General features: G+C 60.0%; 17 protein-coding genes and 1 pseudogene. 14 read left to right on the top strand and 4 right to left on the bottom strand.

Going from position 1 to position 16,799, the window contains the following annotated elements; genetic code table 11:
- Window positions 1-17 precede the first annotated feature (17 nt).
- The 3 genes from phaZ to J3P82_RS23940 all read left to right on the top strand — a co-directional run bounded on the left by phaZ (window position 18) and on the right by J3P82_RS23940 (window position 3,350).
- The gene (gene phaZ, locus J3P82_RS23930) at window positions 18-875 is read left to right on the top strand and encodes a poly(3-hydroxyalkanoate) depolymerase (protein WP_186639630.1); all 858 of its coding nucleotides are present in this window, start codon (window positions 18-20) and stop codon (window positions 873-875) included.
- Window positions 876-986: 111 nt separating this feature from the next.
- Window positions 987-2,669, top strand: a complete 1,683-nt coding sequence (gene phaC / locus J3P82_RS23935) for a class II poly(R)-hydroxyalkanoic acid synthase (RefSeq protein ID WP_434559088.1) — start codon at window positions 987-989, stop codon at window positions 2,667-2,669.
- 60 nt (window positions 2,670-2,729) lie between these two features.
- Window positions 2,730-3,350, top strand: a complete 621-nt coding sequence (locus J3P82_RS23940; RefSeq protein ID WP_434559090.1) for a TetR/AcrR family transcriptional regulator — start codon at window positions 2,730-2,732, stop codon at window positions 3,348-3,350.
- 119 nt (window positions 3,351-3,469) lie between these two features.
- Here J3P82_RS23940 and J3P82_RS23945 read toward each other — a convergent pair whose 3' ends face one another.
- The 3 genes from J3P82_RS23945 to J3P82_RS23955 form a co-directional block, all read right to left on the bottom strand.
- A complete protein-coding gene (locus J3P82_RS23945) occupies window positions 3,470-4,369 on the bottom strand; it encodes a phasin family protein (protein WP_434559092.1) in 900 nt (299 codons plus the stop codon).
- Window positions 4,370-4,379: 10 nt separating this feature from the next.
- Window positions 4,380-4,802 (bottom strand): phasin family protein, encoded by a 423-nt coding sequence (locus J3P82_RS23950; RefSeq protein WP_434559094.1) that lies wholly within the window; start codon window positions 4,800-4,802, stop codon window positions 4,380-4,382.
- A 200-nt stretch (window positions 4,803-5,002) separates the two neighbouring features.
- Complete coding sequence (locus J3P82_RS23955) at window positions 5,003-5,278, bottom strand: polyhydroxyalkanoic acid system family protein (protein ID WP_186615665.1); 276 nt, start codon at window positions 5,276-5,278, stop codon at window positions 5,003-5,005.
- 155 nt (window positions 5,279-5,433) lie between these two features.
- Between J3P82_RS23955 and ubiE the strand changes: the two genes are divergently transcribed.
- From ubiE to J3P82_RS24010, 11 genes and pseudogenes are all read left to right on the top strand, one after another.
- Window positions 5,434-6,204, top strand: a complete 771-nt coding sequence (ubiE, locus tag J3P82_RS23960) for a bifunctional demethylmenaquinone methyltransferase/2-methoxy-6-polyprenyl-1,4-benzoquinol methylase UbiE (protein WP_186615663.1) — start codon at window positions 5,434-5,436, stop codon at window positions 6,202-6,204.
- Window positions 6,204-6,828: pseudogene (locus J3P82_RS23965) on the top strand (ubiquinone biosynthesis accessory factor UbiJ). Before ubiE ends, J3P82_RS23965 begins: the two are co-directional and overlap by 1 nt.
- A complete protein-coding gene (gene ubiB, locus J3P82_RS23970) occupies window positions 6,825-8,429 on the top strand; it encodes a ubiquinone biosynthesis regulatory protein kinase UbiB (protein WP_434559096.1) in 1,605 nt (534 codons plus the stop codon). The pseudogene J3P82_RS23965 and the gene ubiB overlap by 4 nt, the downstream one beginning before the upstream one ends.
- A gap of 132 nt (window positions 8,430-8,561) precedes the next feature.
- On the top strand, window positions 8,562-8,960 hold the full coding sequence (hisI, locus tag J3P82_RS23975) for a phosphoribosyl-AMP cyclohydrolase (RefSeq protein WP_434559098.1): 399 nt from the start codon (window positions 8,562-8,564) through the stop codon (window positions 8,958-8,960).
- Window positions 8,953-9,285: a phosphoribosyl-ATP diphosphatase gene (locus tag J3P82_RS23980; protein WP_003186671.1), complete on the top strand. Its 333-nt coding sequence runs from the start codon at window positions 8,953-8,955 to the stop codon at window positions 9,283-9,285. Before hisI ends, J3P82_RS23980 begins: the two co-directional genes overlap by 8 nt.
- A gap of 24 nt (window positions 9,286-9,309) precedes the next feature.
- Complete coding sequence (locus J3P82_RS23985; protein ID WP_186639612.1) at window positions 9,310-9,594, top strand: twin-arginine translocase TatA/TatE family subunit; 285 nt, start codon at window positions 9,310-9,312, stop codon at window positions 9,592-9,594.
- A 10-nt stretch (window positions 9,595-9,604) separates the two neighbouring features.
- Window positions 9,605-10,018: a Sec-independent protein translocase protein TatB gene (gene tatB, locus J3P82_RS23990; protein WP_434559100.1), complete on the top strand. Its 414-nt coding sequence runs from the start codon at window positions 9,605-9,607 to the stop codon at window positions 10,016-10,018.
- Window positions 10,015-10,812 (top strand): twin-arginine translocase subunit TatC, encoded by a 798-nt coding sequence (tatC, locus tag J3P82_RS23995; RefSeq protein ID WP_434559102.1) that lies wholly within the window; start codon window positions 10,015-10,017, stop codon window positions 10,810-10,812. The genes tatB and tatC overlap by 4 nt, the downstream gene beginning before the upstream one ends.
- Window positions 10,809-11,516, top strand: a complete 708-nt coding sequence (locus tag J3P82_RS24000) for a 16S rRNA (uracil(1498)-N(3))-methyltransferase (RefSeq protein ID WP_434559104.1) — start codon at window positions 10,809-10,811, stop codon at window positions 11,514-11,516. Before tatC ends, J3P82_RS24000 begins: the two co-directional genes overlap by 4 nt.
- A gap of 213 nt (window positions 11,517-11,729) precedes the next feature.
- Window positions 11,730-13,646 carry a methyl-accepting chemotaxis protein gene (locus J3P82_RS24005; protein WP_434559106.1) on the top strand — a complete coding sequence of 639 codons (1,917 nt, stop codon included), beginning with the start codon at window positions 11,730-11,732 and terminating at the stop codon, window positions 13,644-13,646.
- Window positions 13,647-14,959: 1,313 nt separating this feature from the next.
- Window positions 14,960-15,301 carry a DUF6124 family protein gene (locus tag J3P82_RS24010; RefSeq protein WP_434559108.1) on the top strand — a complete coding sequence of 114 codons (342 nt, stop codon included), beginning with the start codon at window positions 14,960-14,962 and terminating at the stop codon, window positions 15,299-15,301.
- An 84-nt stretch (window positions 15,302-15,385) separates the two neighbouring features.
- On the opposite strand, the gene J3P82_RS24015 is transcribed toward J3P82_RS24010, so the two are convergent.
- Window positions 15,386-16,534 (bottom strand): hypothetical protein, encoded by a 1,149-nt coding sequence (locus J3P82_RS24015; protein ID WP_434559110.1) that lies wholly within the window; start codon window positions 16,532-16,534, stop codon window positions 15,386-15,388.
- Between the last annotated feature and the right edge of the window lie 265 nt (window positions 16,535-16,799).

The following is a 16,799-nucleotide window of genomic DNA, read 5'->3' on the forward strand; positions in this document are numbered from 1 at the left end:
ACCCCAGGACTTGAAGCATGCCGCAACCGTACATCTTCCGTACCGTCGATCTGGATGGCCAGACCTTGCGCACCGCGGTACGTCCCGGCAAGCCTCACTTGACGCCACTGCTGATCTTCAACGGCATCGGCGCCAACCTGGAGCTGGTGTTCCCGTTCATCGAGGCCCTGGACCCGGACTTGGAAGTGATTGCCTTCGATGTGCCTGGGGTCGGCGGCTCGTCGACACCGAGCCGGCCCTATCGCTTCCCTGGCTTGGCCAAGCTCACCGCGCGGATGCTCGATTATCTGGACTATGGGCAGGTCAACGTGATCGGCGTGTCCTGGGGCGGCGCTTTGGCCCAGCAGTTCGCCCATGATTATCCGGAACGCTGCAAGAAGCTGGTGCTCGCCGCTACGGCCGCCGGCGCGGTGATGGTGCCGGGCAAGCCGAAGGTGCTGTGGATGATGGCCAGTCCCCGGCGCTACGTTCAGCCATCCCATGTGATGCGCATCGCCCCGTTGATTTACGGCGGCTCGTTTCGCCGCGATCCGAGCCTGGCGGCCCGTCACGCCGCCAAGGTTCGGTCGGCGGGCAAACTCGGTTACTACTGGCAGTTGTTTGCTGGCCTGGGCTGGACCAGCATCCACTGGCTGCACAAGATCCACCAGCCAACCCTGATCCTCGCCGGGGATGACGACCCGCTGATCCCATTGATCAACATGCGCATGCTGGCCTGGCGCATACCAAACTCGCAGTTGCACATCATCGATGACGGCCATTTGTTCCTGATCACCCGGGCCGAGGCCGTGGCACCGATCATCATGAAATTTCTGGAGGAAGAACGTCAGCGCGCGGTCATGCATCCGCATCCCGCGCCGCTGAGTGGCGGCTGACACCGCCGAGAGCGCCTGGCAGGACGCCGGATCATGCAGCCATCCGAAACAGCGACTATGTTGTCTGGTTCGGTGCGTTTGTTTTTAGCCTGATGACGAAGGAGTTGACTCATGCGCGACAAACCGGCGAAGGGTTCCATGCCCGCCCCTGCCAGTTTCATCAATGCACAAAGCGCGGTCACCGGCCTGCGCGGCAGGGATCTGCTTGCCACCTTGCACAACGTCGCCGTCCATGGCTTGCGCAACCCGGTGCACAGCGCCCGGCATGCATTGCGGCTGGGCGGTCAACTGGGGCGCGTGCTGCTGGGCGAAACGCTGCACCCCACCAACCCCAACGACAAGCGCTTCGCCGATCCCACCTGGCGGCACAACCCGTTCTATCGGCGCAGCCTGCAGGCGTACCTGAGCTGGCAGAAGCAGGTCAGGAGCTGGATCGACGAAAGCGACATGAGCCCGGATGATCGCGCCCGCGCTCACTTTACCTTTTCGCTGCTCAACGATGCCGTGTCGCCCTCCAATACCTTGCTGAACCCCGTGGCGATCAAGGAACTGTTCAACACTGGCGGCACCAGCCTGATTCGCGGCATCGGCCACCTGGTGGATGACTTGCTGCACAACGACGGGTTGCCCCGGCAGGTCACGCCCCAGGCCTTCGAAGTCGGCAAGACCCTCGCCACTACTCCCGGCGCGGTGGTGTTTCGCAACGAGCTGCTGGAGCTGATCCAGTACAAGCCAATGAGCGAAAAGCAATATGCCAGGCCATTGCTGATCGTGCCGCCGCAGATCAACAAGTTCTACATTTTCGACCTGAGTCCTTCCAACAGCTTCGTCCAATACGCCCTGAAAAACGGCTTGCAAGTGTTCATCATCAGTTGGCGCAATCCCGACGTGCGCCACCGCGAGTGGGGCTTGTCCAGTTACGTCGAGGCGACGGAGGAGGCGATGAATGTATGCCGGGAGATCACCGGCGCGCGCGAGGTCAACCTGATGGGCGCCTGCGCCGGTGGCATGACCATCGCCGCCTTGCAAGGTCACCTGCAGGCCAAGCGCCAACTGCGCCGGGTCGCCAGCGCCAGCTACCTGGTGAGCTTGCTGGACAGCGAGATCGAAAGCCCGGCCACGCTGTTCATCGACGAACAGACCCTTGAGGCTGCCAAGCGCCGCTCTTACCAGAAAGGCATTCTCGATGGTCGCGACATGGCCCGGGTGTTCGCCTGGATGCGCCCCAACGACCTGATCTGGACTTATTTCGTCAACAACTACTTGCTGGGCAAGACGCCGCCGGCCTTCGATATCCTCTACTGGAACAACGACTGCACCCGGCTTCCAGCGGCGTATCACGGCGACCTGCTGGATTTTTTCAAGCACAACCCGCTGACCCATCCCGGCGGCCTGGAAGTCTGCGGCACGCCTATAGACTTGCAGAAAGTCACGGTGGACAGCTTCAGCGTGGCCGGCATCAACGACCACATCACCCCTTGGGACGCGGTGTATCGCTCGACGCTGTTGCTGGGCGGCGAAAGGCGCTTCGTACTGTCCAACAGCGGCCACGTCCAAAGCATTCTCAACCCGCCCGGCAACCCCAAGGCCAACTACATCGAAAACCCGAAACTGAGCAGTGACCCTCGGGCCTGGTACTACGACGCCAAGCACATCGATGGCAGCTGGTGGCCCCAATGGCTGGGCTGGATCCAGGAACGCTCCGGTGCCCAACGCGAAACACAGATGGCCTTGGGCAACGTGAAATACCCACCCCTGGAAGCCGCGCCCGGAACCTATGTGCGCGTGCGCTGAGCACTTCACTCCACGGTCGCGCTTCCGACCGTGGCACGACTTCATCACTAAGAAGACCGGATGAAAACCCGCGACCGCATCCTTGAATGTGCCCTGCAGTTATTCAACGAAAAGGGCGAGCCGAACGTCTCCACCATGGAAATTGCCAATGAAATGGGTATCAGCCCTGGCAACCTCTATTACCACTTCCATGGAAAGGAACCACTGATACTGGGACTGTTCGAGCGATTCCAGGCCGAGCTCGCGCCGCTGCTGGACCCACCGGCCGATGCGCAACTGGCGCCGGAGGATTACTGGTTATTCCTGCACCTGATCGTCGAGCGCCTGGCTCAATACCGGTTTCTGTTCCAGGACCTGTCGAACCTGGCCGGGCGCCTGCCAAAACTGGCCAAGGGGATTCGCCAGTTGCTCAACGCGCTGAAGCGGACCCTGGCCTCATTGCTGGCGCAACTCAAGGCCCAGGGGTTTCTGGTCAGCGATACACAGGCATTGGGGCAACTGGTGGAGCAGATCACCATGACCTTGCTGTTCTCGCTGGACTATCAACGGATCCTGGATCGCGAAGGCGAAGTTCGCCTGGTGGTCTACCAGGTCATGATGCTGGTGGCGCCGCACTTGCCGCCTGCGGTCAAGGTCGCGACCGAACAGATGGCGCTGCGGTACCTGGAAGAGCACGATTGACGCCAGCGTGACGCTCAGCGCCCCAAACAGCGGAACGCAGCTGGAGACATTCCCACGCGGGAGCGTGGGAACGAGCGCCCGGCCTACATAAGCCGGGCGTCTTTGCCTGCCCTGGAAAATCAGGACTGACTGGTAGGCGTCGACGGAGCCGGCGCTGGAGTCGAGGTGGCCACCGGAGTCGGAGCCGAAGCGGAGTTCGCCGTGCCCGTTGGGGTTGCCGGTTTGGCGGTCGCGGTCGGCGCCTTCGGTGCGGCTGCTTTTGGCGCAGTCGCTTTTTTCACCGCTGGCTTTTTCGCCGCGGCGGGTTTGGCGGCCGGCTTCGCAGCGGCTTTTGCCGCAGGTTTGGCCGCAGCCGGTTTAGCTGCTGCAGTTTTAGCCGCTGGCTTGGCAGCAGGTTTGGCAGCGGCCTTGGCTGCTGCTTTTGCCGCGACGGGTTTGGCCGCCTTGGCTGCTGGTTTGGCCGCTGCGGTTTTAGCCGCTGCTTTGGCCGCAGGTTTGGCGACGGTTTTTGTCGCTGCCTTGACCAGTGGCTTGGCTGCCGTCTTCGTCGCGGGTTTGGCCGCCACCGTCTTGCTTGCAGTAGCCTTGGTCGCGACAGGCGTGACCTTGGCCCCGGTGAGTTTTTCGATCTGCTTGGTCAGGGTGTCGACCTTGCTGTGCAGTTCCTTGACTTCATTGCGGCTCGGCACGCCCAAGCGGGAAATTGCACTGTTCAGGCGCTTGTCGAAGGCACCCTCCAGCTCATCCCATTTACCCAGGGCTCGATCCTTCACGCCGCCGATTCTTGATTTCGCCGACTCGGCGGAGACCGTAGCCGCATCGACTTGTTTGCCAACCGCCGTCTTGGTGAGTTTTTCGGCCTTCTCGCCGTCCTTAACCAGGGACTCGAAGAGTTTGCTGCCGTCAGTGTCGATCTTCGAGTACACGCCTAAACCAGCAAGCCAGATTTTGCGGGAGTACTTTTCAATCTTCCCGGCCCACGAGCTGCCTTCTTTATCGGTGATTTTCTTGCCAGCCATCCCGTTCTCCTTAATGTTTACGCGCGACACGTTCGAGCAATGCCGTCAGCTCATCGAGCTTAGCAGAGAGTGTCTCAACGTCATGTTTAGACGGAATGCCGATACGATTCAAGGCACTTGCAACACGCGCGTCGAACACCTTCTCGACTTTGTCGAGTTGGACTTCAACCCTGGCCTTGAAAGTATTGACGTCGGTCTTGGCTTCAATCAGTTCGCTGTTGGCTGCTTGAAGTGTTCCGGCAATGTTCTTTTTGCCTTTTGTTTCAATAACTTCGCCAGCCTTGACCAACTCCTGGAAGTACTCGCTGCCTTCCTGGCCCACCTTGGTATAGGCGCCCAGGCCAGCCAGCCAGATCTTGCGCGCGTACGTTTTCACGTCGCTCAGCGTGGAAGATTCAATGTCGGTTTTTTTCTTCAAAATAACTTTGGCCATGGTGCACCTCACTCGAAGACAGATGGGAGGAACTGCCCGTACAGGGTCGGGCTCAGGCACAAAGTAGTGACAATAATTAGAAAGGGCACCCTAACAAAACGGATAGGCCCAAGGGAATGACGCCCTGGTGGAAGCAGGCTCGCTTGCACCAGGGCTAGTCAGGCAACTGAATTCCATATCCCAATTCGCCAGTGGGTTAATCAAGCCAACGCCTTGTCCAAGGCTTTTTCGATTTCCGTCTTGATCGTGCCACTCATGGCAGACATCAACATGCCCAGTTCCACATCGACGCGGATCGAATCTTCGCCTACATGCACTTCGCCCTTGACCCCGGAACGCTTGAGCTTCAGCGTGTCGCCCTCCCACCGGGGCTCCAGGCCATAGCTGTCGGAAAGTTTCTGCGCCAACTTGTCAGCCTTTTCGCGGGCCGCTTCCTTGCCCAGGGCATGGGCACGCTCAACAGTAATACGGGCCATCTGATAACTCCTGTTTGATCGAGACTTGCCTGAACGTTTCAGACCCTGCCTGCGTCAAAACGTCCTGGCAGTGGTTCATCTTACCTGCAGCCTTGCCAAGACAAAGCACTCCACCGGGATTAGAATGTCCCGCATTCTTTTTTGGTGACAGCGATATGACTGATCAGCGCAAAGGCAGCGATGCCGAACCCACCACTCACTTCGGCTTCAAGAACGTGCCGGAAAGCCAGAAGGCGGAAAAAGTCGCTGAGGTTTTCCACTCGGTAGCCGCCAAGTATGACCTGATGAACGACCTGCTCTCGGGCGGCATGCATCGCTTGTGGAAGCGCTTCGCGATCGAACTGTCGGGCGTGCGCACCGGCAATCGTGTATTGGACATCGCTGGCGGCACGGGTGACCTGACTAAAAAATTCTCCCACATCGTTGGCCCGACCGGCCATGTGGTGCTCGCCGACATCAACGAATCCATGCTCAAGGTGGGTCGCGACCGCTTGCTGGACCTGGGTGTGGCGGGCAACGTCGAGTTCGTCCAGGCCGATGCCGAGAAGCTGCCGTTCCCGGACAACCACTTCGACTGCGTCACCATCGCCTTCGGCCTGCGTAACGTCACCCACAAGGAAGACGCGCTGCGCTCCATGCTGCGCGTACTCAAGCCCGGTGGCCGGCTGCTGGTGCTGGAATTCTCCAAGCCGACCAACGCGCTGATGTCCAAGGCCTACGACGCCTACTCGTTCGCCTTCATGCCGCTGATGGGCAAGCTGATCACCAACGACGCGGAAAGCTATCGCTACCTGGCCGAATCGATCCGCATGCATCCAGACCAGGAAACGCTGAAGTCGATGATGGTCGAAGCCGGTTTCGACCGCGTGACCTACCACAACATGACCTCGGGCATCGTTGCCCTGCACCGCGGTATCAAGCCCTGATGCTGCTCACCGGCCTGCTCGCCGGCGTCGAACTCGGCATCAACCGGGTCCTGCGCCTGGACAGCACGGCGCCGATGCGCCTGGCGCATTTGAGTGGCAAGGTGATTGCCGTCGATTGTCGCAGCCCGGCGCTCAAGCTGTTTATCCTGCCCAGTGATGAGGGCCTGATGCTCGCCTCTCATTGGGTGGCGGAGGCGGACTGCACGCTCCGAGCCCCGGCGTCGAACCTGCTGGAGCTGGCGCTGAGCCAGAACAAGACCGCCGTGCTGCATGGCCCCGATGTCGAACTCGACGGCGACAGCGGCGTGCTGCTGGAGCTGGCGGCGATTCTCCAGGACCTTGAGCTGGACTGGGAATACGAGGTGTCCCGCTGGATCGGTCCGGTGGCCACCCAGTTGCTCAGCGGTCATCTGCGCAGCCGTACCCGCTGGTATCGCCAGGGCTTCGCCAGCCTGGGACAGAATCTGAGTGAATACCTGGCCGAAGAATCGCGTACTCTCGTAGGCCAACGCGAAGCCCAGGCCCGTTTTGATGAACTGGACCAGATCAAGCTTGATCTGGAACGTCTCGAGGCGCGTTTCGAGCGCCTTTCCCGATCCCTTGAAACCAAGCGATAACGCATGAAGCTGCTTGCCGTCCGCCGTCTGTTGCGCATCCAGCGCGTCGTGATCCGCTACCGCCTCGATGACCTGCTGTTCGCCTTGCCGCTGCCCTGGTTTCTCCTGGCGCTGCGCTTCGTGTTGCCGTGGCGCTGGTTCCCACGCCGAACCCTGGAGTTGAGTCGCGGCGCACGCTTGCGCCTGGCCTTGCAGGACCTGGGCCCCATCTTCATCAAGTTCGGACAGATTCTCTCGACCCGTCGCGACCTGCTGCCCGAAGACATCGCCGACGAACTGATGCTGCTGCAAGACCGCGTGCCCCCCTTCGACTCGAAACTGTCGGTAGCGCTGATCGAGGAACAGTTGGGCAAGAAGATCAGCGAAGTCTTCAGCCGTTTCGATGTCGAGCCCCTGGCCTCGGCGTCGGTCGCCCAGGTTCACGCCGCACAACTCAAGACGGGTGAGGAAGTGGTGGTCAAGGTGATTCGCCCGGGCCTCAAGCCGATCATCGCCCAGGACCTGGCCTGGCTGTTCATCCTCGCGCGCGCCGCCGAGAGGGTGTCGGCCGATGCACGCCTGCTGCACCCGGTGGACGTGGTCCAGGACTACGAGAAAACCATCTTCGACGAACTCGATCTGCTGCGCGAAGCCGCCAACGCCAGCCAGTTGCGCCGCAACTTCGAAGGCTCGCCGCTGCTTTACGTCCCGCAAGTCTATTGGGACTGGTGCCGGCCGAAAGTGTTGGTGATGGAGCGCATCTACGGCATCCAGGTCACCGACCTCGCGACCCTGGCCGACCAGCGCACCGACATGAAACTGCTCGCCGAACGCGGCGTGGAGATTTTCTTCACCCAGGTGTTCCGCGACAGTTTCTTCCACGCCGACATGCACCCGGGCAACATCTTCGTCAGCACCGTGCAGCCGTGGAGTCCGCAATACATCGCCATCGACTGCGGCATTGTCGGCAGCCTCACCCCCGAGGACCAGGATTACCTGGCCCGCAACCTGTTCGCCTTCTTCAAGCGTGACTACCGCCGCGTCGCCCAGTTGCACATCGATTCGGGCTGGGTGCCGGCCGAGACCAAGCTCAACGAGTTCGAAGCGGCGATCCGCACGGTGTGCGAACCGATCTTCGAAAAACCGTTAAAAGATATTTCATTCGGCCAGGTGCTGATGCGCCTGTTCCAGACCGCGCGCCGCTTCAACATGGAAGTTCAGCCGCAACTGGTGCTATTGCAAAAAACCCTGCTGAACATCGAAGGCCTGGGCCGCCAGCTCTACCCAGATCTGGATCTCTGGAACACCGCACAACCATTCCTCGAGCGCTGGATGCGCGAGCGGATGAGCCCGAAGACCTTGCTGGGCAACGTGCAGAGCCAGTTCGAACAACTCCCGCACCTGGCCAACATGACCCGCGACCTGCTCGAGCGCATGTCCCAGCCCCACGCCCACGATCCCGCGCCACCGTGGAAACGCCGTCGGGACGACTGGTTCCTGCGCCTGCTCGGCGCGGCCCACCTGGGTGGCGGCGCGGTGCTCGCGGCCGGTGGCCCACTGAGCGAACTGGGTCATTGGCCCGCCGGCATCATGGTGGCCGTGGGTTTGTATCTGGTCGTTCGCCGATAGCCGGATTGAGCTGCAAGCGATAAGCTGCAAGCCGCAAGTGCGTGGGTTGTACCTATCTACTTAAGCACCACACAGAATCGCTTTTACTTGCAGCTTGAAGCTTAAAGCTTGCAGCTGCCGTCAGGACCCAAAATGAAAAACTGGCAGGACGAGATCAAGTGGGACGCTGACGGACTGGTTCCGGCCATCGCCCAGGATCACAAGACCGGGCGCGTGCTGATGATGGCCTGGATGAATCGCGAAGCGCTGGCACTGACCGCCGCCGAGAACCGCGCCATCTATTGGTCACGCTCCCGTGGCAAACTGTGGCGCAAGGGCGAGGAGTCCGGGCACGTACAACACTTGCACGAGATGCGCCTGGATTGCGATGGCGACGTCATCATTTTGATGGTCGAACAGGTTGGCGAAATCGCCTGCCACACCGGCCGGCGGAGCTGCTTCTACCGCGTCTTCGAGAACGGCGACTGGAAAACCGTCGACCCGGTGCTCAAGGACCCGCATGCCATTTATCCAGGACATTCCCATGAGTGACACCTTGACCCGCCTGGCCCAGGTGCTGGAAGAGCGCAAAGGCGCGGCCGCCGACAGCTCCTATGTCGCCAGCCTGTACCACAAGGGCTTGAACAAGATTCTGGAAAAGGTCGGCGAAGAATCGGTCGAGACCATCATCGCCGCCAAGGACGCCGCCATCAGCGGCGATTGCAGCGACGTGATCTACGAGACCGCCGACCTGTGGTTCCACAGCCTGGTCATGCTGGCCCAACTGGGTCAGCACCCGCAGGCTGTACTGGATGAACTGGACCGTCGCTTCGGTCTGTCCGGGCACGTCGAGAAAGCCTCGCGCCCGTCCGCCTGATCAATTTTTGAGAGGAGTAGCCACATGGGTATCTTTGACTGGAAACACTGGGTCGTCATCCTGGTTGTCGTGGTGCTGGTATTCGGTACCAAGAAACTGAAAAACCTCGGCACCGATGTCGGCGAGTCGATCAAGGGCTTTCGCAAAGCCATGAACGATGACGAAAAACCGGCCGACACCACCGCCCAGGCCCAACCGGTACAGCCGGCCCAACCGGTGCACCCGCAAGCCGCCCAGCCCGTGAACGCACCGAATACCATCGACGTGCAGGCCCAGAAAGTCGAAGAGCCAACCCGCAAAGACTCGTGAGCACTGACTAATGTTTGGGATCAGCTTCACTGAACTGCTGCTCGTCGGCCTCGTCGCCCTGCTGGTACTGGGCCCCGAGCGCCTGCCGGGTGCTGCGCGCACCGCCGGTCTCTGGATCGGGCGCCTGAAGCGCAGCTTCAATGCGATCAAACAGGAAGTTGAGCGTGAAATCGGTGCCGACGACATTCGTCGGCAACTGCACAATGAACACATCCTCTCGCTGGAGCAGGAAGCGCGGAAGATCTTCACACCGACCCAGCAGGAACCGACGCCGGTCCAGCCCGTCGCCGAGCCGACCATTGCTCCCCAGGCACCGGCTGTCGAAGCTGCGCCAGTGGCCGCTGAACCGGCAAAACCGGTTGAACCGGCGACCACGACGACTGCGACTCCCCACGATCCTACTTTGCCGCCGCGAGCCCCATGAGCGATATCCCTGAAAACGACCAGCCGATGCCGCTGGTATCGCACCTCACCGAGTTGCGCACCCGCCTGCTGCGTTGCGTCGCGGCGGTTTTCGTCATCTTCGCCGGGCTGTTTGCCTTCACCCAGCAGATCTACACCTTCGTCTCCACGCCGCTGCGCGAGTATTTGCCGGTAGGCGCGACGATGATCGCCACCGACGTGTCATCACCGTTCCTGACGCCGCTGAAGCTGACGATGATGGTCTCGCTGTTCCTGGCGATCCCGGTGATCCTGCATCAGATCTGGGGGTTCATCGCGCCGGGCCTGTACAAGCATGAGAAACGCATCGCCGTGCCGCTGCTGGTGTCGAGCATCCTGCTGTTCTACACCGGCATGGCCTTCGCCTATTTCTTCGTGTTCCCATTGATCTTCAAGTTCTTCGCCGCCGCCACCCCGGCGGGCGTCGAGATGATGACCGACATCACCAGCTACCTGGATTTTGTCATGACGCTGTTCTTCGCCTTTGGCGTGGCGTTTGAAATCCCGGTAGCGGTGGTGTTGCTGGTGTGGATCGGCGTGGTGGACGTTGCGTACCTGAAGAAGATCCGTCCCTACGTGATCATCGGTTGCTTCGTGGTCGGCATGATCCTGACCCCGCCGGACATCTTCTCCCAGACCTTGCTGGCCGTGCCGATGTGGCTGCTGTTCGAGATCGGCATCCTGTTCGGCGGCCTGGTGCGCAAGCGCCGGGAAGAAGAACCCGAAGTCCAGCCCGTGGACGACCACAACGACCAGCCGCCAGCAACCCAAGCGTGAACCTGCTGCTGCTCGAAGAGGCCGATTTCATCGGGCCGGACCGGGTCATCCTGAGCGATCGCCGGTTGACCCACATGCAGGAAGTCCACCGCAGCGCTGTCGGCGACAGCCTGCGGGTCGGGCGCATCGGCGGGCTGATGGGCTCGGCCCAGGTGCTGCGCCTGGAGGCTCGCGAAGCCGAACTGCAAGTGACCCTCGACCAGACGCCGCCCGCCAAATTACCGTTGACCCTGGTGCTCGCCCTGCCGCGTCCGAAAATGCTCCGGCGAGTGTTCCAGACCGTTGCGACCATGGGTGTGCCGCGGGTGATCCTGGTCAACAGCTATCGCGTGGAAAAGAGTTTCTGGCAGACGCCGTTCCTGGAACCAGAAGCCATTCGCGAGCAGCTGGTCCTGGGGCTGGAGCAGGCCCGGGACAGCGTATTGCCTGAAATCATCATCGAAAAACGCTTCAAACCCTTCGTCGAGGACCGGCTGCCGGCCATCGCGGACGGTACCCTCGGGCTGGTCGGCCATCCCGGCAATCACCCGCCCTGCCCGCGCGCGCTGACAGGACCAGTGACCTTGGCCATCGGCCCGGAAGGCGGCTGGATTCCCTACGAGATCGACCTGCTGGGCAAGGCCGGTCTACAGCCGGTGCAGCTCGGCGAGCGGATCCTGCGGGTCGAGACCGCCGTTACAGCCCTGCTTGCACGGCTGTTCTAACGAGCTAGTTGCTCTCCTGTGGCGAGGGAGCTTGCTCCCGCTCGGCTGCGAAGCAGTCGTAAATCCTTGGCCCCCAGGTGGCCGCTTCGCGACCAAGCGGGAGCAAGCTCCCTCGCCACGAAAAGACCCACCGCGTCTATTTTCTACAGATCCCGCCAAAGTCGCCGATACAGTCCCCATAAAACCAATTCAACGCTCCAAGGGAGTATCAGCATGTTCCGGTGGCTTGCCCAGGGTCTGGGAAATGTAAGCGTTAATCGCAAACTCGGTGCAGGCTTCGGCCTGGTGCTGTTCCTTACCTTGATGATCGCGTTCACCGGTTGGTCCGGCCTGGGCAATGTCATCAGCCGGGGTGACAAGCTGGGGTTCATTGCCAGTCTCAACGACTTGAGCAAAGACTTGAACCTGGCCAGCATCGACTACAACACCACGCGAGGCGAGAAAGGGCCGCAACAGGTCAACGATCTGCTTGGCAGGCTAGAAGCCGGGCTGAAAACTGCTCGTGATTCGATTGAGCAGCCGGCTGATGTGGCGCTGATCGACACACAACTGGCTGCCGTTGCCGAATATAAAAGCGCCTTCGCCCAAATGACCAGCGCCACCGTCAACCGCGAAGACGCCCGCAGCAAGCTGGGCGCCAGCGCCGATAGCGCCGTGGCTCGCGTCGCCGAGGTGGAAAAAGCGCTGTTGCAAGGCGGCGACGTCACCCAATTCAACAGCGTGGTGGCCCTGAGCAAAGCGATCCAACAGGCCCGTTATCAGGTTCGCGGCTACACCTACAGCGGCAAAAACGAAGCCCAGCAGCCGGCCATCGATGCAATCACCGATGCCCTGAAACTACTGGCACGCTTGCCAGCCCAGTTGCCTGAAGAGCATGCCGATAGCCTTCAACAGGCCAACGACTCGTTCAATCTCTACCGCGCCGCAGTCGCCCAGTTCCGTGACTCGCAGATCGATAACGCCGCCGCGCAGCAGCGCATGGCTGAGCAAGGCCAAGTGCTGATCGATTCCAGCCAGAAGCTGACCGTGTCACAGACAGCCGTGCGCGACCACGACGTCGCCCAAGCCAAGATGCTGCTGATAGTGGCGGCCGCGCTGGCCCTGCTGTTCGGCGTAATCGCCGCCCTGCTGATTACCCGTCAGATCGTAGGCCCGCTGGATGAGACCCTGAAGGTGGCAGAACGCGTCGCCGCGGGCGACCTGACCCACAACCTCACCTCCGAACGCCGCGACGAACTCGGCCAACTGCAACGTGCCATGCAACGCATGACCGTAGGCTTGCGGCAGTTGATCGGCGGTATCGGTGAAGGCGTCACCCAGATCGCCAGCGCCGCTGAACAGCTCTCGGCGGTGACCGAACAGACCAGTGCCGGGGTCAACAGCCAAAAGATCGAGACCGATCAGGTCGCCACCGCCATGCATGAAATGACCGCCACGGTGCAGGAAGTGGCGCGCAACGCCGAGGAAGCCTCCGAAGCCGCCGTCGCCGCCGACCAACAGGCCCGCGAAGGCGACAAAGTCGTCGGCGAAGCCATCGCCCAGATCGAACGCCTGGCGCGGGAAGTCGGTAACTCCACCACCGCCATGGGCGATTTGAAGCGCGAAAGCGACAAGATCGGCAGCGTCCTGGACGTGATCAAGTCCGTGGCCCAGCAAACCAACCTGCTGGCCCTCAACGCCGCCATTGAAGCCGCCCGTGCCGGTGAAGCCGGACGAGGCTTCGCCGTGGTAGCCGATGAGGTCCGCAGCCTGGCCCAGCGCACGCAGAAGTCCACCGAAGAAATCGAAGAATTGATCGTCGGCCTGCAAAACGGTACCGAACAAGTCGCGACCATCATGGAAAACAGCCGCAGCCTGACCGACAGTAGCGTCGAACTGACCCGCCGCGCCGGTGGTTCGTTGGAGAACATCACTCGCACGGTTTCGGCGATTCAGTCGATGAACCAGCAGATCGCTGCGGCGGCTGAGCAGCAAAGCGCCGTGGCTGAAGAGATCAACCGTAGCGTGCTGAATGTGCGTGATGTGTCGGAGCAGACGGCGTCGTCCAGTGAGGAGACTGCTGCTTCCAGTGCTGAGCTGGCGCGGTTGGGGGTTCATTTGCAGACGTTGGTGGGGCGGTTTCGGGTTTGATTCGGGTGTTGATGTTGGGTGTATATCCGTTATCTAGGTAATGGCTACTTAGGGTTTCGCCCTTACGGCGAGTCACTTTCGAAAGGCGCGAAAGTAACCAAAGCGCCTCTGCCCCACCACTTGGCACCTCGCTTAGGCTCGGTGGGCCCTCACTCCGGCATTGCTCCGTGGGCCCACCGCGAAGGCCCATCCATGGGCCAGCGCGGCTACCTCGGCATCCATGCCGAGGTGCCCACTGCGCAATACCTGCGTTCGGCCAGCGTGGTTAACGGGGCGCCGAGATCAACGTCCACCACGAGGCGGCCTTATAGCCGACCTGTTTCTTTGGTGACCGCGTTTCCATGTGGGACCCGAGCTTGCTCGCGATGGCGGTGGGGCTATGAGCTGGCCTTCGCTTCCCACATGGAAAACCATTTTCCTAAGCAAACAACAAACCCGTGGCGAGGGAGCTTGCTCCCGCTCGGCTGCGCAGCAGTCGTAAAAAACCACCCTGCTTTTTTCCAGATACACCTTGGAGAATGGTTTTGGGGCTGCTCCGCAACCCAGCGGGAGCAAGCTCCCTCGCCACAGGGTTAATGCCGCCATCTACGCAAATTGTCGAATGTGCAGGCTGTTCGCGAACAAACCCATTCCGACAGGATGAACGCGGTCACCTAGAGACAGGTCGGCTTTCAGGCCGCCTCGCGGCGGACGTTGATCTCGGCGCCCCGTTAACCACGCTGGCCGAACGCAGGCATTGCGCAGTGGGCATCCCGGCATGGATGCCGGGATAGCCGCGCTGGGCCATGGATGGCCCTTCGCGGCGGGCCCACGGAGCAATGCCGGAGTGAGGGCACACCGAGCCTAGGCGAGGTGCCAAGTGGTGGGGCAAAAGCGTTTTGCTTACTTTTACGCTTCATAAAAGTGAGTCGCTGTAAGAGCGAAACCCTAAGCAGCCGTTACCTAAATAACGGATACACACACAAAAACACCCACGTCCCACAATCCGTCATCCCAAGGCTACGACGTCTTGCGCCATTGCCTACAACTACGCCAGAATCCGCCGGCTTGTGCGCCTTGACTCTGGGCTCTAACGTTTGCGGGTCGCTGTCAGTTCAGCGATCGGGTTTAGCAGCCTGGACAATCCTAGACGTACGCTCTCCACATGCGTGAGCAGGCTTCAGCGCCTGCGCATCTATGTCATGGCGGTTGTGCGTGGGAGACCTTCGGGTCTGCCGGGTTCTAGGGTCCCGGTCTGCTAACCCGCGTACAGTCGCCACCCTCCTCGTTTAGCAGCGATATCTGGCGGCTCCATAACCCTAGGAGCGACAACCATGTACAAGGTCACACCCAACCCACCAGAACCAGAAACCGATCCCAAGAAACTCCAGGAAGCCACCGACCGCGCGCTCGATTACTACCTGAAACCCGAACAGAACAAACCCAGGAACAAACAACCGTCAGACCCGCTCTTCACCGTCGTCGACGGCATCGACACCGAAAGCCTGCTGGCCAACCTCAGCGAAACCCTGGCCTCAGCCGATGCCATGATCAACGACCTTGCATTCGACCTTGAAGGCTCCCGGCGCCAAGTTGCGCTTGGCATCTTGCAACTGATCGAGCTGAGCGGTTTGCTGACAAACCGGATGCTGGATAACGTCAATCCACAACACTGACCGACACCGCACAAGGCCCCGTTTTCTTCAAAACGGGGTTTTTGATTATCTATAAGACGAAAACCAGCGCAATCGACGAATGAATTAACGCACCGTCAAATCCATTCGGTATCCCGCTCCCGGAACGCCCTCATGTAGTGCCAACTGAATTTTTTCATACAAAGCATTGGCCTCGGCGGTTGTTATTGATCGGGAACAATCACGCAGTACCACGCGCAATAGAACATTCTCCTGATCGTCCAACAGACCGAGTCTCTCGATAGCTTGAGGCGGCAACTCTGACGAAACCCAACGTCCTTTGACCTGCATTTCCTCAATCCAGCCAGAACAGTCGCCAGCCGCCTGCAACATCTTTTCGGTCAACACCTCCTCACTCAACCCAGGCGACACCGCCACCGAGATATCTCGAGAAATCGAAGGTAAGCGAGAGACGGCACTCCAAGGGCGCAGGTCTTGCATTTGTGCTTGTACCCGTTCGTTAGGGTCACGCAACAGACGGATATCTGGTATTCCCTTTCGTAGCATGGTCAACCGATCTAGACCCATTCCCAAAGCCAGGCCTCCATGACACTGAGGATCGATTCCCAATCGCCGCAACAACGAAGTGGCAATAACACCACATTCAAGTACTTCAACATCGGTGCCATCGTTAGTTACATTCACTTCGATCCCGCCCTCGGTGTAGTGATGCGGGCTATCGCTGTAGACCCAAGGCTTATCGGGAACGGCGGTTCCGAGAATATCACCGACCAGACGCAACAGATGCTCCCGATCCGAAAGCGCCGGATCCCCCAATACCCAAATATCCATTTGGTGCGGTTCGGCACAATGCCATCTATCCCGGCTGTCGCGTCGAAATGTGATGCCTGGGGCGGCGAGCAAAACCATTTCTCCCGGTTTGCGCTCTTGAGCAGCACGTTGGAGGGCGACGGGAATCTGACTGGTGGTTTGTGTACGCAACAGTGAATGCTCGCTCACCCAGCGTGTGTGCTCACTGCCCAAGGTGATCTCTGTCGGGTCGTAGCCCAGCAGTCCATAATTTTCTTCAGCAGATACGATACGCGGGCCAGTCTGAAGACGTGCCCGAGGCCAGCCGTTAAGAACTAATCCCTCGACGATTTCGTCAACCATTAGGCGAACTGCGTGAACGGGTGCGCGTATTTCTGTCAGATCTATAACGGACAGCGCTTGCTGAAGAGCTGTATCAGACAAATATTTTTTCGTACCTGTCATTTCCTTCCCCTTCAATTAAAAAATTCAAACGACGGCAACCAAACCTATCAACGCTAGATCAACCAGACAACACTCGAGCGCCGTTCCATAAATTTTCAGAAAGTCATTACAGACACTTCCTACACAAATAACCATCAGACCGCAAAAATAAAAACTACAAGATAATCAGTTCTAAAAATTCAAAAAACAGCCATTCCACATTTTAAACAGACCTGCATTAATACAAGCACCCTTGTTCACCCAACGGATAATCGATAACAAGATC

This window comes from Pseudomonas sp. Z4-20, assembly GCF_051131955.1.
In the GTDB taxonomy this organism is placed as follows: domain Bacteria; phylum Pseudomonadota; class Gammaproteobacteria; order Pseudomonadales; family Pseudomonadaceae; genus Aquipseudomonas; species Aquipseudomonas marvdashtae.